The sequence below is a fragment of the Tichowtungia aerotolerans genome (assembly GCF_009905215.1).
Lineage (GTDB): Bacteria > Verrucomicrobiota > Kiritimatiellia > Kiritimatiellales > Tichowtungiaceae > Tichowtungia > Tichowtungia aerotolerans.
In genome coordinates this window covers 2,901,225-2,928,058 of record NZ_CP047593.1, presented here as the reverse complement: position 1 = coordinate 2,928,058, position 26,834 = coordinate 2,901,225, and the positions used below count along the sequence as shown (strand labels likewise).

The following is a 26,834-nucleotide window of genomic DNA, read 5'->3' as shown; positions in this document are numbered from 1 at the left end:
TTACAGCTGATCGGGCGTCACTTCATATTTCAGAGGTTCATTCCGGTTAAAACGATGAAAATCTTCGATCATATAATCAGCCATTCTGACCAGTTCCGCCGCTTTGGACCCGGCGGTATGCGGTGTGAGTAAAACATTCGGCAGCCTGTACAGTTCCGATCCGTCCACCGGCGGCTCCGGCCATTGAACATCCAGCGAAGCCGTCAGATCCGGCCGGTTTTTCAAAACCCGAATCAGATCGGCTTCGTTCACCTGCCGTCCGCGGCCGACATTGATGAAGACAGCGCCGTCCATCATTTTCTCAAACAGTGCTGCGTTAAAGACGCCAACGTTGTCGTCGCGGTCAGGAAAAAGGTTTACCACGGCAAACGAAGTGGCAAAGGCCTCCTCGAGCGAAACCGTGCGACTTGCCGTCCGCGAAGGAACAACCACGACCTCCAGATTGTGCATCGACAGAAATTCCTGCAGTCGAGTGGATATAGTGCCGTTTCCGAGAATCGCCACCCGGCTGTCATAATTCCCCGTGCCTCTAAACGTGCAGCGCCTCATATTTTTTTCATCTGTACACTCGCGTGTGTTTCTGAAAAAACCGGCTCCGGCCAGCAAAATCTGTCCAAGCGCAAATTCTGCCACCGGAATGGCGTTTGCCGCTGCCGCGCTGCACACTTTGATCCCCCGGTCAACAAGCGGAGCGCGAAACGATGATGTCGCACCTGCTGCATAGAACACAGCTTTCAGGGAAGGAAGCTGAAGCAACTGTTCTTTTGAAAGCGACACCATGCCCCATGTGGAGAAAACAACTTCCAGATCCTGCAGGTTGGCCGCATGTGCGTCGAAGTTTTCGGTCGTAATGATCTCCGGATACAAATCGGTGATTTCGGTGAGCACCTCCATCCTTCCCCCGGCATAGACCTGTGAAACAATATGATCTCCTTCCGTCTTCGTCCAACTCACCCCATCATTCAAAATGGCGGATTTGATTTTTCGCCTCATCAACAATCCTTATTTTTATCTGTTTACGGATTTAAACCGGTTGCTACTCATAAACGCCGATTCGGACGCGGCCAAAGCGACAAAGAGGGTTTGTAACTGAATCGCTGATTTTCACCTGTTCCCAGACTGAGTTGATCAAGGTGATGGTCTCAATAGAGGTTGCCGGTTCCCAGTTGTTTGAAACAAGGTCGTTGCAAAACTCAACGGTATAACTCAGGTTAGGGGCGTCTTTGCGGCGCAAATAAGTTACATTAAGTATCGGCTCCGCACAGGTATCGACTCCAATGAAAGGGAGACCGGACGTTCCAATGTCTGGAACCAGGACCTGCCGATCGGATTTCGCCGGGTTCAGATTGAATGCGTATTCCTGCAGGTCGGTTACTGTGTCTTTATCGGAATCAGCTGAAGTTGAAATATTGCTGAGACCATAATATCCAAGCCATGCATTAAAGCTGTTTATTTGATCGGCCATTGCTTTCGGGATTGCCACAAGGTCAATATCGGTTGTGAGGCCTTCTTTGACTGTCAGCGTCAGCGTAGTTGTGTTTTGGGCACCGTTGGTCAGCACTGCTGACAGGTTCTCGGGCGGAGTTCCGACACTCCAAAGCCCGTTAAGCACAATCGTAACGGTGTGCTCAGAACTGTATCCCCAACTTTCGTTGTTGCTGTACACGGCATGGTCTATCAGATCGAGATCAGGATCCGCGACACTGAGTTTCCGCAGGCTGGAAGAAGACTCCTGCATCATCAGAACACATGGCCGCGAGACGGTCTTGACATCGCGGATATCCAAGGCGGAGGTAACATCAAAAACCGTGATGCCGCAAGTCTGCTCTGCTTCCGACCAAACGGCATGTGCCCGGTCTGAGTTTTCCAATATTTGGAAAGGCGGTGTGCCGCTGTTCATGGACGTATTGAAAGCGCTCATTGCAGCGGGCGTGGCTCCAACGGTCTGCACATACCAATAAGAAGCATTGTTCGGGGCATTGCCATGATTGAGCCACGCGAGGGCGAAATCGCCGGAGACGTTTGCATTGTTGTCCCAGTTCGGGTTGGTTTGCGCCCGGCGTTTCACTGTCAGATTTTCTCCGGCGGGCACCCAGTAGCCGGTACTTTCGGAATCGACCAGCCATGCCGATGAACCGAGTATGGCGGTACTGTCCGTGCTGAGTCCGGTTGTTCCTGATGTGTTATTGAACCACGTTTCAGTGGAAGAGGTGATTCCATCCTGATAAAGAGTGGTAATGGTCGGCTCCGCCGACACGGAATTGCTGATTCCGCTGCCCATCGCAACAGCTGTGCCATCGAAAAAGAACCAGCTCTTTTTTGCGCGATAAGAACCGAGGGAGTTGGTGGCGGAACCTTTTATGCACATCGTGAATATTCCGTTTCCGTTTTGAACCAGCCCGCCAACAAAGGTTTCGTCGCTCCACCACCGTTTATATTCATGGTTTACGATGTCCTGAATATCAGAAAAATCGATAGTGGTTGTGCCGGGATATTTCCGCCAATCATATCCGTTCACTCCGAATTCGCTCTCCAACCTGATGATGCCGTATCGAACCCAGTAGTCCTGGACCAGGTCGAGCATACCGTAGCCCAGATAGGTCACCCACGGATCGGCCGACTCGCGGGTGAACTGGAATTTACTGTGCCCTTTAACAGACCAGAGCCAGCCGTTTTTCCGGTGAACGGCCATGTCGCCATAACTGTAAATCCGGGTGCCTTCCGGCGCTGTCGTCGCAGAATAGTTTGCGTTTGAAAGCATGGTCTGGCTGTTTGATGCGAACATCGAAGGATCTGCGCTGTTCGGGAGGAAGTCATTAAATGACCGTAAGAAGATACCGGCCATTTCCTCGTCGATTGAATCGGTTCCATCCGGGGTTCCGCTTAAAGCCATCCACGCGAATGGATCGGGCGTGTTATGTGTGCGACCGCCATAGGCGTAGGGGAACCCGCTTTTTCCGCTGAGGGTGCTAGGCACAATACTGTACAGGCTCATCCAATCGAGGCTGATGAGAGCATCTTTCACACGTTGATGAGCGGCTTCCCTGATTCGAAATTCTGTGCCTGACAAGGCGTAAACAATTTTAGGCACCTGCACCAGGCAATCGATCCCGTACTGGGCGACCCAGCCCCAGTGGTGATAGGCCAGACCGTCCGGCCGAAATCCATCCAGCGTGCCGGGCGCTGTCTGGAAAGCAATGTCCGAAAAATAATTGCATACCGCTTCCAGATCGCGAACACATTCGTTTTCGGTTGCGCCCAGAACCGCGTTGATGACCAACTGTATCGAGATGATGCGGAGATAGTCCACGTTCTCCCCCATTTCGCCGTCGCGTGAAATATCGCGCGAAGACTGGGTTTCATTCCATCCGTTAATGCCGGTCTGAGCAAACCATGAATCTTCGCGGTAAATTCGATTGAACCCGATTCGGTTCCGACAGGTTCCCAGAAAGAGCGGCGAGAGCCGTCCGGTGCTGTCCAGCTCTGCACGCATTAAAAATGCAGATGGAAGATAGTTCATGCCTGCGGCCCAGTTGTCCGGGATACCGAAGATACATTCAGAAAAATCGAACAGGTCGAAGTACATGTTTTTCAGTTCGTTTTTTTGCGTCGCATCTGTCGTGTTTCGGTAGGCTGTTGCAACTTCAAGCATCAGGTCGCCGAGAAATTTCTCATTGCAAGCATAATCACTTGAACCCTGATACATCATCGTGTTGTCGCCGGCCCAAACCCCTGCCGATGCATTCCACTGAATATTGTAAGCCTGATAACGAGCCTGCAGATCGGTCATGGTGTTCGTGGAAATTGAAGAAACTGTGGCGTATGAGGCCACACCGAAGATCTCTTCGAGTCGTATCCTAATCTGTGCAAGATCATTCGACTGATTGGTTGTAACCGAAGAAGGGAGCGAGGGAAGAGAGGCAGAAATCGGAGCCGTCACTTCGTCCATCTGAAGGTTGAGTTGTGTTTTTTTTGTTTCATTTCCGAGAAACAGTTTGCCGATATAAACTGTTCCACTGCGGCCCTGCGGCGGTTTGATTCGAATGGAGTCGGGATAGCGAGGGATATAATCATCCATCAAAAGTCCGTGCGGTGTTTTGGGTTGAAACTTATCATAACGCTCAACTTGGTGCGCTTCGGCCCGGTTCCAGAACGGGCGATCCGGGTGGAGTGTTATGGTGCATGCAACAGAACCGCCTTCAATGAATTCAATCAGGTAGGTTTCGTTGCTCGATGTGTCGGGGTCAAACAGGGCGGAAAAGAAATAAGCACCGTAGTACAGATCGCCACTGGGATAGCGACAGGGGAATGTGAGGGAGCTGTTTGCACTGTAATTAAACCGGAGAGAGTATGGGCCATCGAAGGCCGGACCGGCGATGAAATCGCAGGAGCCGTTGATGGTTGCGATGTTCGAAAGGTTTGCGGAATCCCAATCCTGCCACGAGGCCATGCATGAAACAGGAACAGTTACACTGCCGCCTGTTATTTCAACCAGTCCTGAATCGGATTCAAGCCGAAGGTCGCCGTAGTATTCCGTCACAAACAGGGCAATGCGCAGCACCTGGTTGGTGGAGGCCAGAAGGTGCTCGGTTATATCAAAGGTTTTTGTGCCGGCGGCAGGCGGCCCCGCCGGAATTTCCCCGATCTTTATAAAGTGAGCCGTATTGGAGACCAGCCCATATGCAGTGGCTGAACCGGCGGTTTCGGTGGTGGTGACTGTGGTGTCCAGCGTGAGACTGCTTCCATCGGAATAGCTGACATAAACCGGCAGAGGAAACGATGCAGCTGTGCGTCGGTTCGCATAGTTCAACCGAATGGCGAGACCCACCTGGTTTGTGCTGTATCCAATGTCTTTTCCAGTTGCCCAGCCTGACAGGTCGAAATCATAAAAAACGACACCGCCTTTGTTCGCTTCGCCATATCGAACCATATTGTTGTATTCGGCGGCATCGGCCAGAGATTTGATCTGGGCACCTGCATAGCCATCGGCACCGAGGGCATGCCCGACCAGATAGCTTGCGCTTCCGGAAACGGTTCCACGGGTATTTATATCGCCGGAAGTCAGGCGCGTCGGCAGGCCGACTGCACTTTCACATGCCGTTTCGGTGAACAGCGACTGCAGATGAAAGGACCCCACCAGCGTGTCTGCCGGCGAGAAACCGGGCTGACTGAACAGAAAAAAAATAAAGGACAGATGCATAAAATGCACACCGTCGGCCCATGTCTTTTTCACCCTTTTGCAATGATGTAATTTCTGTGTATTCATAATATCTCCACTGTTACTGTTCCGGTACTCGTGAAAGAATCAGCTCTGTACTCAATCCATCGCGACAGGTGAATTCCACCATTGTGCTTTTCTCATTGGCAGCGATGACTTTGGCCTGCTGTTCCGTTGTTTCCATGGCGCGAACCAGAGAATCCATCTTCCAGCGTCCATTCAGTGTCAGATGGACTTTGCTTTCCCGGCTGGGCCAGTAGAACCACTCGTGCTCATAAATGGACAGTTCGCCTCTTGTGCCGTCAGGCAACAGGTCATCCTGTCCGTCATAGATGTTGAGATCAGGATCGGACAGCGAAACCCGCAGCCGGTCTTCTTCCTGGCGGATCATGAAGCAGGACGCGCTGTCAACATGCCTGGCGAGTCCGGTTTCAAAGTCCATGCCGTCCTTTTTATAGACCGCATAGGCAGTGGCGCGCTTTTCAGTCAAACGCACAATGTGAGCATCCGCGTTCTGCTGGACGATCCGGATGGGCGAGACGCTTCCGTTCAGCCCATCGGCCAGTTCCTGCATTTCTTCGGGAACGGTCGCCGCGACAAGGACATAGGCGTAGGATGCACCGACCGGTTGTATTGAATGATCAAACCACACAGTTACGAAACGACCCGTTGCCATACCGGTATTTGTACAGTTCGGGTTTTCCTGAAGGCCTCTCCTCAGTTTCAGGGATGACTGCTCATCCATGCCCAGCACCGCATATCCCGTTCTCCGGGTATCCATCAGCCAGGTTTTCGGATTCAAAGTTTTTTCAAACAATGGAGCACAGCATTCCGTTCCATTGATTAAAACAGGAGTGGTTTCCGTTTCCAGATGATCCTGAAACAGAGTTGTCTCGACAGGATAGTTTTCAATGCCGCTTTTAATGTCACTGCCGAGGCAGACCACTTTGTTACCGTCGTAAAACCAGGTTTTCTTCCCTGTGAATGATGCCAGTTCGTATTTGTCATGCCCTTTGAACGAAAATACCTGTACGCCACAACCATAACTTGTTTCCAGACCTCCGCAGAAGGGCTGATCGCTGAACAGATATTCACCTCCTTCATCCCGGACCTGCCCGACACGGGTTGCAATGATGTCCTCAGGCAGATGCACGGTTGTGGTTCCCGGCCAGCGGCGCCAGTCATAGCCGTCAAACCAGACTGAGTCGGACGGCGTTGTGCTGTCCAGACTGCCGGGATAAGATACATCCAGATAGCCGTTGGCAATAAAGAGCGGAAAGGCGAAATAATTCCTGCTCCAGCTTTCAAACGGATAGACATATTTGCTGTGCGTTCGCGCCGTGATCATCCAGTCGTTTTTTTGACGTTTAATGCCCACGCAACTGTATGGCAGCATGCGCATTCCCGATGAAGCCGATGCTTCACCCAATGCCTCAGGCATGTTTCCGAAATGCTTCGGGTGCGTATAGGGCTGAAAGCGAATGGAGGCAAAGGCTTTCGGCGTCTTCCGGTTCTTCCCGAACAAACAGAATTCATAGGTATTCGCGACTTTTTTCAGACGCTGGACGGCCTCCGGTGAGGCGGCGTATTGTGTGTGTTTTAAAATGGACCAGGTTCTTACAGCGCCATAGATTGCTCTTCCGCCGTACCCAAGTGTATGCCCGGCATGGTGAAACACGGTTCCGTCAGGCTTGAATGCCTCATCCAGAGCATTGGCATATCCTGTTGAAACAGTTGAAAAATGATCCGAGAAATGGCGCAGATCCCGCGCCTTTTCCGGTGAGTCATTCATTATCAATGCGCAAAGCAGCCGTTGAGTCAGGAGCCCCTGCATATCATCCGCATCGCTCGCAATCCGTCCTTCGTACCCGTACACCAGGTCGTCGCGATAGACTTGGTTAAAGCCGTGGAACCATTTGCAGATGTCAATGGCCTCTTGGAGCCGTTCGTGTTCTTTCAGCACATCGCGCATGAGAAACATGGCGGGCGCGTAGTCGCGGATCTCATATGAATAATGGTGGATCCAGTTCAGCCCTGCTCCAACTGCAAACCCCTGATCGATTCCGTAATCGAACAGGTCGATGAACATGGCAGCCAATCTGTCCCGGACATCGCTGGAGTCACTGCAGTTCCATGCTTCGGCAATCTGCAGCAGTGTCGGTCCGAAATTTTTTTCCCAGCTCATCAGGCCTTCCATGTGACGGTCCTTGGACAGGCCGAGTTCCTGGAAATATTCAAACATGATGTTGTCTTTGACAAGAGGCCGTCCGTAGATTTCTTCACCTTCGCGAACGATCTCGAACTGCCTGAACCGTTCTTCAATTAGATCAAGTCGGCAGTCTTTCCATTGGCGACGCGATTTATCGGGCAGATAGAGTTCCTTCGCCTGCCGGTCCAGCGTGCGAAAATCCTCGATGGTCTGCGAAGTCAGAGGCGTTGGATCATACAAGGGCGTGTACTGGCTGAATTGATACATGCGGTGTTCATAGTTGCTTACCAGCCGGGGATGACGATCAATTTGCGGAAGCTGGGGATTGGGGGTGGCCGTGCGCGGGTTCATCGGCACGGAGAATCCCAACGTATCGATCAGAAAGGTTCCCGTGCCGATGGAGGGAGCGCAAATGGTCATAAAATCCATGTCTTCTCGCGCAGTTCCCGCCATGTCACCGCGATCATAGTAAATAGCGACGGTTCGCCATCCATTAAAGTCCAGATTGTAGTCGAACCAGCAATCCACCTCGACACCATGTCCAAACTTGAACCGTAGGCGCTGTTTTCGCGGGACATCATTATAGATCCACATGAAGAAGCCGCGCGGTGCTTCATAGACATCTATATCGGGGGCGGCGTGCAGATTCTCCTGATGATCTTTCTGCAGTTCAGTGAGCAACCGCTGCCTGCGGTATCCGATAAGTGTTCTGAACGTCAACGTGTCGTTCCCGTTCCATTGCCAGGAAAGCGATTGGTTTCCGTGTTTCATGCGCCGCGAATTCACGGTCAGCGGAACGCCCGAGGCCTGGACATAGGATGGAACCCCTTCTTCAAAACTTTCCAGAACGCGGATCGGTCCTGCCGGAAAATCTGTGCAGGAACCACATGAACTGCTCCCCTGTTCCGCCCGGCACACAGAAGCACCGATCAAAAGCATGGCAGCCAAATGAACATTTCGCATGATAAGACTCCTGTGCCGTTGATACGTGCCGACAGCGAAAACGACAACATGGTTATAATTAAAAAATCCGGCCTGTGGCCTGGTTTGAAGGAACCGATCCTGCCACCGGACAGGATCGGCGTTGAACTGTGCTTCCTATTCCACCAGCAGTTTAATAAACAACTGGTCTGCCGTTAGCCCCACGCGGTTGGTGTAACTGGTCATTCCGCCGTCATTCAGCGTAATGTTCATTGATGCATTTGTGATCCAGCTGCCGTATATCAGATTTGTCCGGGTCAGCACATGAGCGGTGAGGGTATTATCGCTGCGCAGCATGTAGATGTAGTTTCCACTTGCTGCGTCGAATGCAGGCAGGGTGCCGACGTCAGCATTGTCCAGCGGATTGCCGCCAAAAATATATTCCCCGGTATTATCCAGCGCATCATTGTCCGGGTTGCTTCCCATCTCGGCGTTGCTGCCGGACAGGCCGCAATCCGCTACCCATTGTTCGTATGCACTTAGAACATAGGGTTTCGTATTTGACAAAAGAGTCACATTATCGATTTTCACAGCAACATCATTCCCGCGAACTGTAAGGGTCAACTGGTCGAAGACTGCGTCGATGGCGGCACTGTTGGTAAAGGCTTCAACAAATGCGCTGGTGGGTCCGAATAACTTACCATCGATGCTTGGTGTAATCAGGAAGTTGTCTCCGGAACGCTCAATCCGCAGGAACCAGGTTTGCATGGTTCCATCCGTGGCAAGGGTTGTTCGAGAAGTATCCGAACCGCTGATACTCACAGGATAAGTCAGCGGTCCGCCATACAATGACAGCGAGTGGTAGGCCCCTTTCCTCATGGAAAAACCATACCCGGCAGCATTGGTTCTCCCTGAATCCACAAGTGTCAAAAGGGCCAGCGGTTCACCCTGATCAGCGATCAGTTCTCCAGACGTGTCCTCATAAAATCCCAGATCAATGGACAATTCAAGCCAGTCGCCATCATTTGTGAGTGCAATGTTTTCAAAATTAATAAACACGGAATCAAAAAGGCCGACCGGTTCTCCACCGACGAGTTCAGGGGAGATTTCATCCCGGAGGTCCAGCACGCCGCTGGACGCAACGTTGTATTCCTTTTTTTCCTGGCTGGGAGACATATTGTCGGACAATGCGGCCCAGCCGTTGGTAAGCACACCGTTGGTGCTCGAGGCGGTACCGATTTCAAAATCATCCTGCAAAAAGAAATAGGAAAATTCAACCGGGGTGCCCGATGTCGTGTTGGTTGCGATAAGCCCGCTGTCATTCAGTAAGTTTATGTTATCGTGATACCCGGCACAGCTGTAGACCAGTCGAACTGTTCCGCCATTGGCCTGTGCCGCTTCGATAATTTCGGTCAGATCCCAGGTATAGATACCTGCGGCCACTCCTACCGGAAGTTCTCCGATTTTAATATATTTCGAAACATCACTCAGGAGACCCTGCCCCGCTCCGGGAGCCAATGTTGTTATATCCGTCGTATCAAGCGTGCGACCCAAACCGGAAAAACTGATATACCATTCGTCTGGTATTGTATCTGAGGCTCTCCGATCTTTGAAATCAACCTTCAGTTCCCATGCATTGGATACAATGCCGGAAAAATTGAAATCCCAAACAGCGATGCCTCTTCCTTCGATATTATCATATCGCCCCAGATCGTGGAGCGTTGTGGCTGCGGAGTATCGAGTCTGAATATCTGCTCCATTGTAACCGTCTTGACCGACTGTATGTCCCGCCAACAGGCTGAAGTCACCTTCAATCCGTCCGCAGGTGGAAACATCTCCGCCGCTGACGCGTGTTTTAATGTTTTTAATGCTTTGTATATCGTTGGTTATATAACCGCCGGTATACGGCAGATGCAGCGACCCCACCAGTTCGGCCTGCATGGAAATCGCCAACGCGACAACAATAGTCATTATCGAATATACTTTCATTGTGTTCTCCTTTTTCTTTTTTAAACATTTCACCAACAGCTAATGCTTATCTGTCTACTCACAAGTTCTATTATCCCGCAGCAGTCAAAAAAACATAGATTTAAAATACGCATAATTAAGGGTGATATTACGCACCTAAAATGGGCTAAAAATGAACCAATGTTTCTCACCGGCCTAAGGCACTGCCGAGAGTGGACTCAGGAAAGTGAGGCAGTGGCACGGCAAATGCAGGCGATGGCCACTGCATAAAGAGTGTTGGAACAATTTGTCGACAATTCACAGATCAAGGATATTTAATCACACTGGAAAGTTTTTTCTGACGAAACCACGGATCGCCGGATTGCTTCAGCCACATGCCCAGTTCGGAAAGAATAAAATCGGCATCTGCCTCCGGAATATCCGTCAACTGAAGCTTTGTCATCTGATAGGGATCGTTTTTATTATCGAACAACATCTGTTCGCCTGTTTCATCTATTTGATAGGTATATCGATCCGTTCGAAGCCCCCTGAATTTACTGTTGAATCCCAGAAAATGTGCCGATTTTGGCTTCGACTGCGTCGCCCAGTCACCCGATATGATTTCACGGGAATAGTTTTTCCCCTCAACCGTTTCGGGAATACGATCCTCCAAGCCCAACAACCCCAACACGGTCGGCATGATGTCGGGTGGTGTAATCATCAGATCTTCAAGTGTCCCCTTGGTCTTCCCCGGATATTTGATCATGAGGGGCACACAGAACGCTTCCTCATAAATGACCAGCTTGCCGAATTTGTTATGACTGCCCATCATCTCCCCATGATCGGCGGTAAACACTACAATCGTATTGTCTGCTTCACCGGATTCTTCCAGAACCTGAAGAATCCGGCCAAGCTGCTTATCGATGCCGGTAACGTTTGAAAAATAGAACGGCGCGCGTTTTTCAGCCAATGCTTTGTTCTCACCGGTTACATTCGGGCGATTGAGCAGGCCTTCTTTCCCCTTGTACAATTCACGGTAAACAACTTCGTCGCAGTCTTTTTCGGAACCGTATGGACTATGCGGCGGATTCGGCGCCCAGATAATGGAAAAGGGCTTTGAGCCATCTCGCTGGCCGGTATTGTTTTGAAGATAATCAATCACCACATCCGCTTCCAGCTTAGGCGAATAAAGCTTTGGACGATACTGGATGCCGTCCTTCTTCCCCTCGATTTGTTCGGGTCGATTCGAATATACATACGGATCCTTATGAACATCCTTCACGCATTGAAACCAGTAGTCGTTGCTGTGACGTCCACGACCCGGTGGAATATACGTATCGTATGCGTTTATGTAATGCCCGCCTGGCGCTTCGGTGACCCCAACATAGTTCTGGTTTTCATCAAACAGCGGCTTGTTCATCTCCCAGTGCGTCTTACCGACATAGCAGGTGCTGTAGCCGGCATTGCGCAACACATCGGTAAAGCAGTCTATGTCGTGTCGCAGGGAATCCCTGCGGTTTTGATGGCAATTGTTCACCACCCCGTTTTGCCAAGGCCACATACCTGACATCAGCATAGCACGGTACGGACTGCAAACCGGACAGGTACTGACGGCCTGGGTAAACACCACGCTTTCCTGTGCAAGCTGATCAAGTACAGGTGTATAAACCGGATCACTCAGCGTTGGTAAAACACCCTTAAACCGTCCCTGCTGCCAGAACCCCATCGCTTCACGCCGCATCTGGTCGGGAAATACAAACAATAAGTTGGGTTGCCTGCGTTTTGCGGCAAAAGCGTTGGATCCAAGCAGACATGCCCCTGCTCCAAGACCGAGAGACCTCAAGTAATCACGACGTTTCATTTTATTTTCTCGTTATTATTAACAAACAACCTTCCGGCGAAGAAGTATTATTGCCGAAGTCGATGAGATGAAGAGAATACTTGTTGTCGTTCGGGAACCGTCGTAATGATACCGCTGTCATTCTGGAACTGGATATCGCTGTAGTAGCCATTGTCAACATAGGCAATGCGAATACCACCGCCGTTGGTCTGGGCGACTGAAACTATTGAAGTGATGTCTATCTCCACAATGTCTGAAGTGGAAGAAAGGGTTGCCAGCAAGGTGTACTTGCCTGTATCGCTCACGATGGCAGCGGCGCCGAAGGCTGCTGTCGAAAGATCCGTTGTATCAACGGTCATGGTGCTGCCGTTGCTGTAGCTGATGTAGAAATAACTGTCCACGGCAGAGTTGCGATTGAGATAATCCAGCTTCAGCTTGAATACGCCTTCATTCGCAACGCCGGTAAGATCATAGTCCCATGTGATAAGGCCGCCGCCGTCGGAACTGCCGACATAGCGGTTCAGGTTGTTAAACTGGCATAAAACACTGTAGCTTTTAAACGTAGCGCCGGCATATCCCTTGGTACCAATGGAACTGCCAGCCAGAAAACCCACTTCTCCCTGAATTGTTCCCCGGCTTTCCTCAATGCCTGTAGCCGTGCGGGTAGCCAGACCGGTCAACCGGTCAAATCCGTTTGTGTTCACTTCAATCTGAAGCGATCCAACTAATGTCGCCTGTGCAGCAGCTGTCATCGCGATAACAGCGAATGAAACCAACAATTTCTTCATACCTTTTCTCCTTGTGCTTTCGTTGGCGCTACATGCAACGACAACGTCGAACTCTGACTGTGAGCTTCATTATCTTCCGTCGAATGTAAAACCACAGATTTAAAATACGCATAATTCAGGTAGACATTGCGCACTAAAACGATATGAAAGAAGTCGCCGCTGCAGAAGTGGATTCAAAAAGACACCGCATCATTGCGAAGCCTGTCTTTTCCGATATTGGGTGGCACTCATGCCGACCAGCTTTTGGAAATTATATTCCAGCTGTTCCACCGTATTGAAGCCGCTCCCTCTGGCGACCTGAAGAACCGTCCAATCTGTGGAAAGCAGCAACTCTTTAGCCCGTTCCATGCGGACACGGCGGATCTCCTCAAAAACCCCGTGACCAATTTCATCTGCAAACTTCATCTCCAGCCAGCGGCGGGAAACGGGAACCACATCCAGCACGTTGGATACATCGATAAACTCGGATACATGGTTCCGAATAAAACGCAGCGCACGGGCCACCTCGGGGAATTCCGATCGCGTCAGATCGGTCGAGTTGCGAAAAACAATTCTTTGGGGCGGAATCAAAATATGCTGTTGCTCCAGCGTCTCCCCATTCATCAACCGATCCAGCATAGCGGATGCCTGATAACCAACCTCGTGTGCATTCGGGTCGATGCTTGTCAGCGAGGAATAGGACATGTTGCAATACATCTTGATATTGTCCACCCCGATAACCGCAACGTCCTCAGGGGAGCGCAATCCAAGTTGACGACACACCTGAAGCACCGAAAAACCCAATCGATCCCCAGAAACCATAATACCGACCGGATATTCAAGACCGGCAATAATCTCCCGCAGCATGTCCGGCGGAATGTTCTCGACCGGCATATGAAGCGCCTGTTTAGGAGGTTGCGTAAAAAACGGCTGAACCTTCGCCCCTGCCTGTTCCACCTCAGAAGAAAAACCGATGAAACGTTCTTTAGCATAGAGATATCCATCCGGCCCGATAAAGGCAAACCGGTCGAGCTTGCATTCAATCAGATGTCTGGCCGCCAGCCGGCCGATAGCCTGATTGTCCACATGAACAGAAGGAAACCGGTGACCGACATCGCTGGTAGATGTGCAGACGAAAGGTGCAGAAAGCGACTCAAACAAAGAAACAGCATCTTCCGTATAAATGTCCCCGATCACCCCGTCGCCATTCCAAAACGGGAGATCTGCGGGCGTCACGAACGGCTGCAGCCATTCATTGCAGACGAACTCCCAATCCGCATGTTTCTGGTAGTAGTCAATGACTCCATGAACTTTACGCCGGCCAAAATCGTAATCATAATCACCGCTCTTAAAGGCGATCGCAACCAACTTGCGTTTTGAACCCGACCCTTTTCGCCTTCTAGTGGTGTGTTTTTTCATATAAACATAAAGTTCACGTTTTGCTGCAAATATCAAGAACTTCATTTGCACGAGCTTTAAGCATGACAGTACGATCTATAAATCTATAAGCTTGAGTGTCTATGACAGAACATATTCAAAAAAAACTCAGCCCCACAAATCAAGCGCCCCCTTATTCGGCTGTGACGGCTATGCCGGCATTGTGTGACCGACCATGCGTCATATTTGAGCAAGCAGAACGGTCACATCGGCTTATTACCGTTTTTTTAATGTGCCGAACCCATCCGGATGCACCTTAATGGATGTGCTGTCGACAGAGATGACATCCAGATTGATCTTCACAACCTGCTGTTTTGAAGTTCATCGAACACTCGAGCCAGCACGCCATTCTTTGCCCATCGGTTCATTCGTGTATAAATTGTGTGCCAGTTTCCGAGATGGGCAGGCAGCCCGCGCCATTTGCATCCATGCTCTGCCACATAGAGAATGGCATTCAAAACATCAATGTTTGATAGGGTAACATTGCCACGCTGCACCGGAAGCACATGAGCGATCTTCCCGTATTGAGCGTGTGCTATCTACATGAATAAAGACTCATAAAGTCTTGGCCAAACTCAAGCGAATAGTGTTAACACGCCCCAGACAGAGTGGAATGAAATTATTCAAGCTGGAGGTTTGAGCTGGAAGCAACAACCTTTTTTGAATACACTATAAAGCCAGTCCCCACGCACAACATGACAAGGGCACAGGACGCGATGGACAACTTTCCGTATCCTGGATTCGGAATCAATACAGCCAGACAAATAAATCCCCCATAGACTAACGCAAGTACTCCGATTATACGGGCCTGTTGCGCAGTATTGTCGCCGCCAACCTCCGATTCGAAATCGACCGGAGTTTTTATCCGGCAGGTGAACTCCTTCAAGCTTTCCATGTATTCATGGTTGTGCCTGTGCTCGCGATAAAAGAGGCGTGTTGCAAAGAAAAACAAGCTGGAAAGCGGAACAGTGATCAGGTTGGTCAGGGTGAATTTGTTGGTAATCATATAACTATAGCTTTTTTCTCCCACCAAAGGAACAAGCTGAGTTTTCATGAATTCAAGCGGTACTACTTCGAATAGGAACATCGAAACACCCACACCGAACAAAATGGTTGCCCACGCTGACCAAGCCGGGGTGCGACGAACCATGATTCCCATGAACATGGCCACCGTCAACGGAACCTGAATATAAGCACCCAAATAAAGATAGGTATCAAACAGAGAGATCTTTCCATGCGTAGCAAGAAGAATGGCGATTCCCATAATCATAAAGCCGGATATCACAGTAAAAACCTCTCCAGCCCTCAATAGTTCATGATCAGATGCATTCTTACGGAAAACAGGCTGATACACATTTTTGGTCAGAAATCCTGCATTCTTGTTGAGAGCGGTATCCATCGAAGTCATCGTGGCAGCGAATAATCCAGCCACCAACAGCCCAAGCATCCCCTTTGGAAGAATGGCGATGCACACCGCGATGTAAGACACTTCGCCGGGGACGTTGAACGAAGCATATTTTTCGGCCAGATCCGGCACAATAATATTGGCAGCAACAGCCGGAATAAACCAAAAGACAGGCAAAATTAGATAGCCGATAAGCGGCACCAGAGCCGACTTCCGCGCATGGTTATCATCCTTTGCGGCAATGTATTTGGCTGCTCCAAAATCAATGCTGTTTTTCTGGTAAACACCCCATATCACAGCAGTCAAAAGATACAGCCAATCATACTTAACAGAACCGATCGGACGGATGAACTGCATATGCGAATCCGGAATCTTTTCAATAAATGAACCAACCCCCCCGACATATTTTACGGTCAGCACAGCAATAATAACTGAGTAGGCCATCAGTAAAAGAGTCTGGATAAAGTCGCTTGCCGCAACCGCCCAGCTGCCGCCCAACAATGCCATGGTCATAATAGTAACCGCGCAAATAACAATCACCGGAACCTGCGGAATGTGAAAGACCGCGGAAATAATGATAGAGAGGCCAACCAGCCAAACCGCGCCGCCGATATAGGAGGTAACAACCTGCAGCCAGGTATAGAGCTGTTCATTAACACGCCCGAAGCGCATCCGAACCGCATCCATCGCAGTGATCAACCGCAAACGGCGAAAGCGGGGAGCGAACCACAAATACCCGAAAACAAAGCCCACAATATCAGCAAGGTATATCAGCAGAAAAATAGCGCCATATTGATAGGCAATTCCGGCAGCGCCCGTAAAAGTCCATGCGCTGAAGTTGGCAATAAAGGAACTGGCACCTAGCATCCACCAGTTCATTTTTTTCCCGCCAGCGAAATAATCGTTACTTCCCTTGATGAACTTCTTAAAAACAAACCCCAAGGATGCCGTAAAGACAAAGTAAAACAAAATCATGATGTAGTCGTATATCGAAAGCATATCCGTTCTCCGAGAGATAAATTGTTAGCCAATAATATTGGGGAACAAAAAATGAACAAGTCGGATTTTGCGCATTAAACAACAAAATATACGCACCTCCTCCTGTAGTGGATGATTGAATAAAGCACTAAATCAGATTGGTTTTTGGGCTTTTCCGATATTGGGTGGCACTCATGCCGACCAGCTTTGGGAAATTATATTCCAGCTGTTCCACCGTATTGAAGCCGCACCCTCTGGCGAGTCGAAGAACCGGCCCATCGGTGGAAAACAACAGCTCTTTGGCCCGTTCCATTCGAACACGGCGTATCTCCTCAAAACCCCCATGCCAAATTTCATCTCCAGCCAGCGGCGGGAAACGGGGAGCACATCCAGCACCTTGGATACATCAATAAACTCGGATGCATGGTTCCGAATAAAACGCAGCGCACGGGCCACCTCGGGAAATTCCGACCGGGTCGATGTTGCGCCGCTCCTGCTCCGGGCTGTTTTCGTAATCCGGAGAGAGCGCAGTGACCGTTTCTCCTTCATGCAGGATGTCAAATCGTTTTGCCGATCCAGGAGCACACCAGTAATCAGCATCCTGCCCGGTATCCCGCAAAAACGCCTCCACCCGCTCAAAGGTATCGCCGACTTCGCCTGACCCGTGCAAGCGGAACAGGTAGATCTCGCCCAGAGCATGGTAGGCTTGCCCAGCAGTTTCGTCACATGCCGGAAACGTGATGCGAACCTGATAGATCGGGCGACCATTACCTGTAAAAAATACAGGATAAGCTCCGGGATCCGGAAAATCTTCATCCATCCAGTTCACCAGTTCAACCCACTTGCGTGTCTTTCCCCGTTCCCAATAACCGCTTTTCCCGCCGATCCATCGGCCATCACTCTCCTGAAGCTCAATCTTAAACCGTTTCGGAAACGCATACGCTCCCGACTCCAGATAGCCGGGCAACAGAACCGGAGCCAGAGCAATCGAATCCAACTGAGGGTCAAAGTCGCATTCAAAAACAATCGTCTGCGGCAGGCTTTCGGAATCAGCAGCGGAATCGATCGGAGCCGAGTGATATCCATAATGATCCGGAAGCGGCAACGGGTGATGCACGGGCAACGTCTCAATCTCTTCAAGAATTTCTGCTCTTTCACGTTGCAGCTGCCGAATGCGGGTCGGAAGCCATGAACTCAAAGCAACGCCATTAGAAATACCCAACAGATCCCGTTCCTCAGGATTTCTGGGATCTACAATTACGGCATACAGAGGGCCGGATAAAAGCAACACCCATACAACCCAACAAAACAGGAAGCTCTTTTGAGATTTCACAAATCAATCACTCCTACCGAATCTTAAAAACCATTATCTAATCGCTATAAAAACATGCACTATGTATAATAACAGATCCTGAAACAATGGAAACACATTAAGATGGGTAGAGATTGCATTTGACGCAATTCTTCACCCTGAAAGCAATCTCCGATGTTCCGTCTCTTACCGATTTTTTACCTTTTACAGGAGAATCCGGGGTGTACCACATCTGACGGATTATCGAAATGCCCGCCCATTCCTCCGGCGCCAGATAGAGCTCTCCCAATGCCCACCGTCATCATATTTCATGCCCCTTTATAAAGGACTGAAACAAGCCAATGTCTCACGGAGAGAAATATTCATCGTGAGCCATGACAAAAATCAAACGGAGCTATCAAGCGGCGAGAACAGCCGCCTCTTTTTCCGCATCAGTCATGTCCGCAACTTTTGCGACCAGTGCTTTGAATTTCTTGGTGAGCTCTTCCGGGGTCAATGATTCCATTTCTTCGCCGATACCCAGCACTGCCTGCGGCAGGTCAAAGCGCTCTTCGATGCCTCCGGTCAGCGCCTTCGGCAACGAGGACTCCAAGGCATGGCGGAATTCCTCCCGTTTCGGGCGGAAATAGTGCTTCAAGACGATTTCCACGGTGGAATGACCCGTAACCCGCCTGACCAGTTCCATCGGTACACCGGCGGTCAGGGCCATGGTAATCCAGGTGGTGCGCAGGGAGTGGAAATCCTTTACGCTGGCCTTCACGCTGGCGTTCTCATTGTCAGACTGGGTATTTTTAATCTTGGCATCTTTCAGGGCTTTCTTAAACCGCCATGTCAGGCCATGGACATTGGTGCGGTACATTTCCTCGGCTTCGGGAAACACAAACTCGCTGTTGCGGGGCCGGTTCTCCAATTCTGCCCGCAGGATCGGAAAAAGCGGGATTTCGGCCATTTCGCCGGTTTTGGAGGTCTTTACGGAAATGAAGCCGTTTCTCAGATCGACTGACTCCCATTTGAGCTTACAGCAGTCGCCGCGCCGCATGGCAGTACACATACCCACCAGAACCACAGGGCGAATAATTGCGTCGCAATTCTCAAGAATGGCGTTCAGCTCTTTTTCAGTGAAGGGCTGGCGGTGAACGGTTTTCAATGAACGGTACGGAATGCCCGCAAAGGGGTTTTTCAATATCCCGGCCTCGGGGCCGAGCTGCTCAAACAGTCCTCGCATGACCGAGAGTTTCACATTGTAGCTGGCGCCGGACAGCTTGCGCTCGTTCAGGCTGGTCAGCCAGGCCAGCACCATCGGGCGGGTGACTTGCGACATGTTCTGTACCGACGGATACCTTTCGTTCATGAATTCGCGGAATTGGCGAATGTTGGTCTTCTGTGCTTTGGTGGCCTGTTCGGTGCGGGGTTTCTTGGCGGGCAGAAATTCCCAGCGCATTTCCATCTCCGTCAAAGGAACCTGCTCAATGCCTTCCCCGGCCTTGATTTCATAGAGCTCTTCCAGATGATGTGCCGCTGTCTTGCGGCTGTGCGCCTCTGACACCAATTCTTTGAGCTTAGCCTCAGCCAGAGTGCGGGAACATTCAAACGCCATATCGCCGCGTTTACGAAGGCTTTCCGGCGCATTACCTTTGACTTCAATGCCCAGATTCGTGAAGTGCCGCTTCCCGTTAATGATGTATCGGCCATACCACCACTTCGAGCGGAGGTTGTGATTTTTATCCCGTCTCAGTTCCAGTCCCATGATCTTCTCCCTGTTAAACGCAATGCGTTGTTTTGGTACAAGGCGGGAAATCAAACGGGCCAAAGCCACACTTTAGACCACACATTCCCGCGAACAGGAGAGATTTGTGAAGGGAAAGATTCTCCAACGACTTGATGTCCAACAGTTTAGACTGGTGGAGGTAAGGGGAGTCGAACCCCTGACCTCTTGAATGCCATTCAAGCGCTCTACCAACTGAGCTATACCCCCGTCAGGAAAGGCGCGTTTATAGATATCCACCCCGCCTAAGTCAACGCCATTCATCCAAAAACTTGCATTCATCCCACCGACCTTCGCATACTGGCCTGATGAATACACCCCGTCCAAGAAAACAGATGCCGTTCCACTGGCCGGATCCGGCGTTCAATATCGTTCTCGTCGAACCGGATATTCCGCAGAATACCGGCAATATTGCCCGCCTGTGCGCCGCGACCGGAACAACCCTTAACCTAGTCGAACCGCTCGGCTTCCAGCTGACCGATAAGCATATGAAGCGCGCCGGACTCGACTACTGGGATGCTGTGACCGTCAATAAGTTTCCAAACCTTGGAAGATTTACAGATCATTTTTCCAACCATCAGAAAATCTACTTTAGCACCAGCGGTTCCAAAAACTACACCGAGGCGAAATACCAGCCCGGTGACTGCCTGATTTTCGGCTCGGAAAGCAAAGGTCTTCCGCTGGAACTGCTGGAAGCACATCCGGAGGATGTCTACAATATCCCGATGCAGCTCGATGCGGTCCGATCGCTCAATCTGGCAAACTCCGCCTCCATCGTCCTCTACGAAGCGCTCCGGCAAACAAACATCACCGCCTGATCCCTCAGACACCCTTCATGGCCAAACACAAAAAAACCGGATGCGCAAACAAACATCCGGCTTTCTGCCAAAAGCGGACGCTTTATTGCTGATAGTATTTTTTGAGACGACGGAACACAAGCAGCACGACTCCGCTTATCCCCATAAACCCAGCCGTCGCAGGCTCCGGAACAACACTAACGTTATCAACTCCATACATGTTGCCGGTGTTAATTATGCCTTCGATATAGATGTTGGAGGCATCTGCAATATTCAGTGATACGTTTTCCTTAATCTCCCTGGCTGCTAAGTTAATAACAGCAACTTCGCTCTGCGTACCCAGCCCGAAATCTTTATAAATCCTCACAGAACCGGCCACGCTGGCCGATCCATTCTGGAGGCTCAAGCTATTGAGCGTAAAAACCTCTTCATCCGTACGTTTCATGAAAAAACCAGCGCCTGCCGTCAGATATCCGTACTGCGAGCCATCAATATCCCCCACCCAATTGGTACCTGCAACCCCCCCATTCCAAGAGGGATTAAAGCTCGAACTCGCCCCGAACACATAATCCCCCTCCGTGTAACGATAATTAGTCAGATTCGTCCACTGGCGTACGGATGATCCGCCCAAATCCGCATCATTAAAGGTTATCAATGCAGCCTGCGCAGCAGACCCCGCCACAAAAACTGCAACACATACGCTCAACACTCTATTCTTCATCTTCATCCTCATCTCTCTCTTATTCGCCCAAACAGAACCAATACGGTCACATATACATCAGCATTATTCCAGAAAACTTTATTCACACTATCGAATTACCGAAACAACGCGTCAGATTAACTCTGCGACAAAATGACTCTGTCTCTGAGTCAAATTTTGAATCACTGTTCGGGGACATGCTGGGAAGAAACAGCAGTCGTTTTCGGTCTGCCGAGGTTTTCGGTCCGCAGCCGCAGCGCCGGACTCATGACGAGACCGAACTCACGCTGACGCTGGAGGAAGCCTTCCATGGCGGTAAAAAACGAATCCAGATCCATTCGGATACAGAGGAATCGCTCCCAGAAACTGCGAATTGAACATCCCTCCCGGAATTCGTGAAGGCGTAAAACTGCGGCTTCGGAATCAGGGACGGTACGGCGACCTGCTCATTCGCATCTCCATTGCCCCCCACCCGCGCTTTAAAGTGGACGGCGCCGATCTCAAAACCGAAGTGCCGCTCACCCCGCCGCAGGCGGTTCTTGGGGCATCAGTCGGACTGCAGCTGATCGACGGCCATGCCACTCTGCGGATTCCTCCCGGCACCCAGCCCGGCCGCAAATTCCGACTGACCGGCAAAGGTCTCAAAAAACCTGGCGGCGACCGGGGCGACCTCTACGCCGTCGCAAAAGTTGTTGTTCCGCAACCACCTTCTCCCAAAGAAAAAGAGCTCTACGAAAAGTTGAATAAGCTTTCGTAAATAAAGACCAGATAAAAGAAGGCAGCATGTTTAAACTGATTGATTCTGTATTCGGCATCTATGAACTGGGGCTGTTTATCTACATTCTCACGTCATGGATTATTCACCCGGTCAGCGCCCGGATTCGCTGCAGGCTGGCACCTTTTTATGAACCGCTGCTTGCGCCGATGCGCCACAAAATACTCACACCCGGCTTCGGCCGCATGGCCATTGACTTGAGTCCGTTAATCCTGCTGATTGGCCTGGGAATTATACGGCGAATCGCATTGTCACTTTTCTGGTAATAACTTTTGAACATATCTCTTTCAGGAACGTCTGAATGTATATTCCAAACATTGGAAAAACAACGCGCGGCCAGACCGCGTCCAAACCAAAATGAAAGGAAAGACGTATGCAGAACATCGCAACCGACAAATCGTTAAACCTTCACATTCAATTCCGTCACATGGAACCATCAGCTGCCATCAAGCAGCTCATTCAGGAATATGCGGCGAAGCTGCCGCGGTTTGGAGCAGAGTCCGGTTTATGCACCGTGGTCATCGACGAAACTCACCACTGGAATAAAGGCGGAATCTACCACGTATCCGCCCGGCTGAAGGTCCCAAGAAAAAAACTGCTCATATCAACAATTCAGCAGGAAAGCACCCAGTTGGATCATCTTCACTCGGCCATCCGCCTTGCATTTGAAGATATCGAACGTCAGCTGAAAAAACAGAAGAGCAAACGCCGCCGTTACACCGCAGAACAGCTGACAGCATAAAAATCTCCCACATACACCCCTGTATGGGCCGGGTGCTTGCGCCCGGCCCGCTTTTTTTACTGTTTCTGAACGGCACAATCGCTCCGCGCAGACGATACCACATTCGCTTTTAAATTTACTGTGCAGCAACGTTTAACCGCAGGAAAACGGTCTTTATCGAGTCATCCTGACACACGTCCTGCGACAGTTTTTCCAAGATTCTGAAACCGGAAAAATCACAAACCGTTTACAATCAAAGCAAACCATTTCTGGCACTCCTGATGCTTTTATTCAAAAGCGAATAAAACAGAAGGAGTATCCAATGATCGATTTCAACCAGATGACACAGAAGGTCCGCGAAGCATTTCAGGCCGCTCAGGTCCTGGGTGCCGAAGCCGGACATCAGCAGATTGACGGCGAACACCTGCTGCTGGCCCTGCTCCGCCAGCAGGACGGACTGGCCCCGCAACTGTTCGAACGCATGGAGGCGTCCACCGCCACCGCTCAGGCCCGACTCGAACAGGAACTGGCAAAAGTTCCCGCCGTGTCCGGTCCTGGATCAGAAGCCGGAAAAATTTATGTGAGCCCTCGGCTCGACAAGCTGCTGGTCACGGCTCAAAAAGAAATGAAAAAACTGGGCGACCAATTTCTCTCCGCCGAACACCTGCTGCTGGCCTTTGCCGGCGAAAGCGGCAGTGCCGCCCATAAAATTTTAGACGAACAGGCCATTACACGAAACGGCATCCTCGATGCACTCAAGACGATCCGCGGAAACCAGCGGGTGACCTCCGACAACCCGGAAGGGGTCTACGACGCACTCAAAAAATACGGACAGGACCTCGTCGAGCTGGCCCGCTCCGGCAAGCTCGATCCGGTCATCGGGCGCGATGCGGAAATCCGGTCGGTCATCCGCATCCTCTCGCGCAAGACCAAAAACAACCCGGTGCTGATCGGCGAACCCGGCGTCGGCAAAACCGCCATCGTCGAAGGCCTCGCCCACCGCATCGTGCGCGGCGACGTGCCCGAGGGACTCAAAGACAAAACCATCTTCGCGCTGGACATGACTTCACTGATGGCCGGCGCAAAATACCGGGGGGAATTTGAAGAACGCCTCAAGGCGGTGCTCAACGAAATCAAGGCCGCCGAGGGACGCATCATCCTGTTTATCGATGAGGTGCACAGCATTGTTGGCGCAGGAAAAACCGAAGGATCCAGCGACGCCGGCAATATGCTCAAACCCATGCTGGCGCGCGGCGAGCTGCACTGCATCGGCGCCACCACGCTCGACGAGCACCGCAAATACATCGAAAAGGACGCGGCGCTCGAGCGCCGCTTCCAGCCGGTGCTGGTTGACATGCCCAGCGTCGAAGACACGATCTCCATCCTGCGCGGACTGCGCGAGCGGTTCGAGGTGCATCACGGCGTGCGGATCAAAGATACCGCACTGGTTGCATCGGCCGTGCTGTCGGACCGCTATATCACGGAGCGGTTCCTGCCCGACAAAGCCATCGACCTGATGGACGAAGCCTGCGCTTCGATCCGTACCGAAATCGATTCGCTGCCCGCCGAACTTGACGAAATCACCCGCAAGGTCATGCGGCTTGAAATCGAAGAGACCGCGCTCAAGAAGGAGAAGGATCAAGCCAGCAAAGAGCGGCTTGAAACCCTTCAGCGCGAGCTCGCCGACCTGAAAGCCGAAGCCCATACGCTGCGCACGCAGTGGGAAAACGAGAAAGGCGGCATCCAGAAGGTGCGCGACCTGCGCGAAGCGCTCGAGCTCGCCCGCCGCGAAAGCGAAGATGCCGAACGCAACTACGATCTGGAGCGCGTCGCCAAACTGCGCCACGGCACCATTCCGCAACTCGAAAAACAGCTGCAGAAACTGGAAGAAAAAGAACAACAAGACGCCTCGACGCTGCTGCGCGAAGAAGTCACCGAAGAGGAAATCGCCGAAGTGATCTCCCGATGGACCGGCATTCCGCTCACCCGGCTGCTCGAAGGCGAGCGCGAAAAACTGCTGGCGCTCTCCGACCACCTGCACCGGCGGGTGATCGGCCAGAACGAAGCGGTCGACACCGTCGCCGACGCCGTACTGCGCGCCCGCGCCGGCATCAACAACCCCAACCGCCCGATCGGCGCATTCCTGTTCCTCGGCCCGACCGGCGTCGGCAAAACCGAACTGGCCCGCACGCTGGCGTACGAACTGTTCGACAGCGAAGAGCACATGGTGCGCATCGACATGAGCGAATATATGGAAAAGCATACCGTCTCGCGGCTCGTCGGGGCGCCTCCCGGCTACGTCGGCTATGAAGAAGGCGGACAGCTGACCGAAGCCGTCCGGCGCAAGCCCTACTCCGTGGTCCTGCTCGACGAAATCGAGAAGGCGCACCCGGATGTCTTCAACATTCTGCTGCAGATTTTCGACGACGGCCGGCTGACCGATTCACAGGGCCACACCGTCAGTTTCAAAAACACCATCGTCATCATGACCAGCAACATCGGCTCGACCCTGCTGCTCGACGGGATTGATGCCCAGGGACATATCGCGGAGCAAACCCGCGAGCAGGTCATGGACATGCTGAAGGGCAGCTTCCGCCCCGAGTTCCTGAACCGGCTCGACGACACCGTGCTGTTCAAGCCGCTCACGGAAAATGAAATCGGCGGCATTGTCGACCTGCTGCTCGACGAACTGCGCGGCCGGCTCAGAGCCCGCGACATCCGGCTGGAGGTCGGCGACGACGTCAAGGCGCACATCATCCGGGAAGGATTTGATCCGGTCTACGGCGCCCGCCCGCTCAAGCGCTACATCCAGCGGCACTTTGAAACCCAGCTGGCTCGGGATCTGATCGCCGGAACCATCAGCGACGGCAGCACCGTACATGCAGAAATAGTCAACGGCTCGCTGAGTTTCCGTACATAGAAAAAATATGAGTAATAATTTGAACGTTTTACGAGGGTGGCTAGTCTGTTCTGACTCAAACAATTTTAAAAAAGGAGACACGTAGATGGCAGGACTTGAAGTAATCAACGAAAAAGTGCGCGAAGCCAGCGCGTTTATTCCCTCGCTCAAGGCGGAAATCGGCAAGGTGATCGTCGGGCAGGATTACCTGATCGACCGTCTGATTATCGGCATGCTCTCCAATGGGCATGTTCTGCTCGAAGGAGTGCCCGGACTGGCCAAAACATTGACGGTCAATACACTGGCCTCCGCGATGGAAACCAGCTTCCAGCGTATTCAGTTCACCCCGGACCTGCTCCCCGCCGACCTGATCGGAACGCTGATCTACAACCCGAAAGACGGCGACTTTTTCACCAAAAAAGGACCGGTTTTCTCCAACATCATCCTCGCCGACGAAATCAACCGCGCCCCGGCCAAAGTACAAAGCGCCCTGCTCGAAGCCATGCAGGAACACCAGGTGACCATCGGCGACGAAACCTTCCATCTTCCGGAACCGTTCCTCGTCATGGCCACCGAAAACCCGATCGAACAGGAAGGAACCTATCCCCTGCCCGAGGCTCAGGTCGACCGCTTCATGCTCAAACTGAACATCGACTATCCGTCCCGCGACGAAGAACGAAAAATCCTCGCACGCATGGCGCACACCAGCACAAATATCGAGGTCAGTCCGGTCATCACCCCGGCCACTATTCTCGAAGCCCGCAAAGCGGTCGACGAAATCTATGTGGATGACAAAATCAAGGAATACATCCTCGACATCGTCTTCGCCACCCGCGAACCGGAAAAATACAATCTCGATATTGCCGACTACCTGCGCTACGGCGCCAGCCCGCGCGCCACGCTCGCGCTGACTAACGGCGCCCGCGCCCACGCCTTCCTGCAGGGCCGCGGATACGTCACCCCGCAGGATGTCAAATCCATCGCACCGGACATCCTCCGCCACCGCATCATCGTTTCCTATGAGGCCGAGGCGGACGAACTGACCAGCGATGACATCATCGAAAAACTGCTCTCAGAAATTCCGGTACCGTAACAACAGGGGATTTGCCACAAAAGAACACAAAAGCATATTCTTTGAGATCT

19 protein-coding genes, 1 tRNA gene and 1 pseudogene are annotated in these 26,834 nt (G+C 51.5%); 6 read left to right on the top strand and 15 right to left on the bottom strand.

Translation table 11 applies throughout. From position 1 onward, the window contains the following. The 13 genes and pseudogenes from GT409_RS11930 to GT409_RS11870 all read right to left on the bottom strand — a co-directional run bounded on the left by GT409_RS11930 (position 1) and on the right by GT409_RS11870 (position 20,009). Positions 1–993 carry an NAD(P)-dependent oxidoreductase gene (locus GT409_RS11930; RefSeq protein WP_160629300.1) on the bottom strand — a complete coding sequence of 331 codons (993 nt, stop codon included), beginning with the start codon at positions 991–993 and terminating at the stop codon, positions 1–3. A 43-nt stretch (positions 994–1,036) separates the two neighbouring features. Next, the gene (locus GT409_RS11925) at positions 1,037–5,266 is read right to left on the bottom strand and encodes a chondroitinase family polysaccharide lyase (protein ID WP_160629299.1); all 4,230 of its coding nucleotides are present in this window, start codon (positions 5,264–5,266) and stop codon (positions 1,037–1,039) included. A gap of 13 nt (positions 5,267–5,279) precedes the next feature. Next, positions 5,280–8,390, bottom strand: coding sequence for a chondroitinase family polysaccharide lyase (locus GT409_RS11920; RefSeq protein ID WP_160629298.1), 3,111 nt, complete (start codon positions 8,388–8,390; stop codon positions 5,280–5,282). A gap of 135 nt (positions 8,391–8,525) precedes the next feature. Beyond that, the gene (locus GT409_RS11915) at positions 8,526–10,337 is read right to left on the bottom strand and encodes a hypothetical protein (RefSeq protein WP_160629297.1); all 1,812 of its coding nucleotides are present in this window, start codon (positions 10,335–10,337) and stop codon (positions 8,526–8,528) included. A 283-nt stretch (positions 10,338–10,620) separates the two neighbouring features. After that, positions 10,621–12,156 carry a sulfatase family protein gene (locus GT409_RS11910; protein WP_160629296.1) on the bottom strand — a complete coding sequence of 512 codons (1,536 nt, stop codon included), beginning with the start codon at positions 12,154–12,156 and terminating at the stop codon, positions 10,621–10,623. 47 nt (positions 12,157–12,203) lie between these two features. Next, on the bottom strand, positions 12,204–12,923 hold the full coding sequence (locus GT409_RS11905) for a hypothetical protein (protein ID WP_160629295.1): 720 nt from the start codon (positions 12,921–12,923) through the stop codon (positions 12,204–12,206). Between the two features lie 189 nt (positions 12,924–13,112). Continuing rightward, positions 13,113–14,366, bottom strand: a complete 1,254-nt coding sequence (locus GT409_RS11900; protein WP_160629294.1) for an AraC family transcriptional regulator — start codon at positions 14,364–14,366, stop codon at positions 13,113–13,115. Between the two features lie 195 nt (positions 14,367–14,561). Further along, a pseudogene (locus GT409_RS11895) lies at positions 14,562–14,878 on the bottom strand (transposase); the annotation flags it as partial. An 80-nt stretch (positions 14,879–14,958) separates the two neighbouring features. After that, positions 14,959–16,743, bottom strand: coding sequence for a sodium:solute symporter family transporter (locus GT409_RS11890; protein ID WP_160629293.1), 1,785 nt, complete (start codon positions 16,741–16,743; stop codon positions 14,959–14,961). Between the two features lie 127 nt (positions 16,744–16,870). Next, the gene (locus GT409_RS11885; RefSeq protein ID WP_269845006.1) at positions 16,871–17,050 is read right to left on the bottom strand and encodes a helix-turn-helix domain-containing protein; all 180 of its coding nucleotides are present in this window, start codon (positions 17,048–17,050) and stop codon (positions 16,871–16,873) included. A 78-nt stretch (positions 17,051–17,128) separates the two neighbouring features. Further along, positions 17,129–17,920, bottom strand: a complete 792-nt coding sequence (locus GT409_RS11880; protein WP_160629291.1) for a hypothetical protein — start codon at positions 17,918–17,920, stop codon at positions 17,129–17,131. A 511-nt stretch (positions 17,921–18,431) separates the two neighbouring features. Next, positions 18,432–19,781: a tyrosine-type recombinase/integrase gene (locus tag GT409_RS11875; protein WP_160629290.1), complete on the bottom strand. Its 1,350-nt coding sequence runs from the start codon at positions 19,779–19,781 to the stop codon at positions 18,432–18,434. Positions 19,782–19,933: 152 nt separating this feature from the next. Next, a tRNA-Ala gene (locus tag GT409_RS11870) sits at positions 19,934–20,009 on the bottom strand. Positions 20,010–20,134: 125 nt separating this feature from the next. Between GT409_RS11870 and GT409_RS11865 the strand changes: the two genes are divergently transcribed. Continuing rightward, the gene (locus GT409_RS11865) at positions 20,135–20,617 is read left to right on the top strand and encodes a tRNA (cytidine(34)-2'-O)-methyltransferase (protein ID WP_160629289.1); all 483 of its coding nucleotides are present in this window, start codon (positions 20,135–20,137) and stop codon (positions 20,615–20,617) included. A gap of 82 nt (positions 20,618–20,699) precedes the next feature. Here the strand turns inward: GT409_RS11865 and GT409_RS11860 are convergent, their stop codons facing one another. Continuing rightward, positions 20,700–21,323 carry a PEP-CTERM sorting domain-containing protein gene (locus GT409_RS11860; protein ID WP_160629288.1) on the bottom strand — a complete coding sequence of 208 codons (624 nt, stop codon included), beginning with the start codon at positions 21,321–21,323 and terminating at the stop codon, positions 20,700–20,702. Between the two features lie 155 nt (positions 21,324–21,478). Next, on the bottom strand, positions 21,479–21,634 hold the full coding sequence (locus GT409_RS11855; protein WP_160629287.1) for a hypothetical protein: 156 nt from the start codon (positions 21,632–21,634) through the stop codon (positions 21,479–21,481). Positions 21,635–21,669: 35 nt separating this feature from the next. Here GT409_RS11855 and GT409_RS11850 point away from each other — a divergent pair, with 35 nt between their 5' ends. From GT409_RS11850 to GT409_RS11830, 5 genes are all read left to right on the top strand, one after another. Next, positions 21,670–22,053: a DnaJ C-terminal domain-containing protein gene (locus tag GT409_RS11850; protein WP_160629286.1), complete on the top strand. Its 384-nt coding sequence runs from the start codon at positions 21,670–21,672 to the stop codon at positions 22,051–22,053. Positions 22,054–22,079: 26 nt separating this feature from the next. After that, the gene (locus GT409_RS11845; RefSeq protein WP_160629285.1) at positions 22,080–22,337 is read left to right on the top strand and encodes a YggT family protein; all 258 of its coding nucleotides are present in this window, start codon (positions 22,080–22,082) and stop codon (positions 22,335–22,337) included. Between the two features lie 107 nt (positions 22,338–22,444). Next, complete coding sequence (locus GT409_RS11840) at positions 22,445–22,813, top strand: HPF/RaiA family ribosome-associated protein (protein WP_160629284.1); 369 nt, start codon at positions 22,445–22,447, stop codon at positions 22,811–22,813. A gap of 304 nt (positions 22,814–23,117) precedes the next feature. After that, positions 23,118–25,712, top strand: coding sequence for an ATP-dependent chaperone ClpB (gene clpB, locus GT409_RS11835; protein WP_160630114.1), 2,595 nt, complete (start codon positions 23,118–23,120; stop codon positions 25,710–25,712). An 85-nt stretch (positions 25,713–25,797) separates the two neighbouring features. Then, positions 25,798–26,784, top strand: coding sequence for an AAA family ATPase (locus tag GT409_RS11830; RefSeq protein ID WP_160629283.1), 987 nt, complete (start codon positions 25,798–25,800; stop codon positions 26,782–26,784). Positions 26,785–26,834 lie beyond the last annotated feature (50 nt).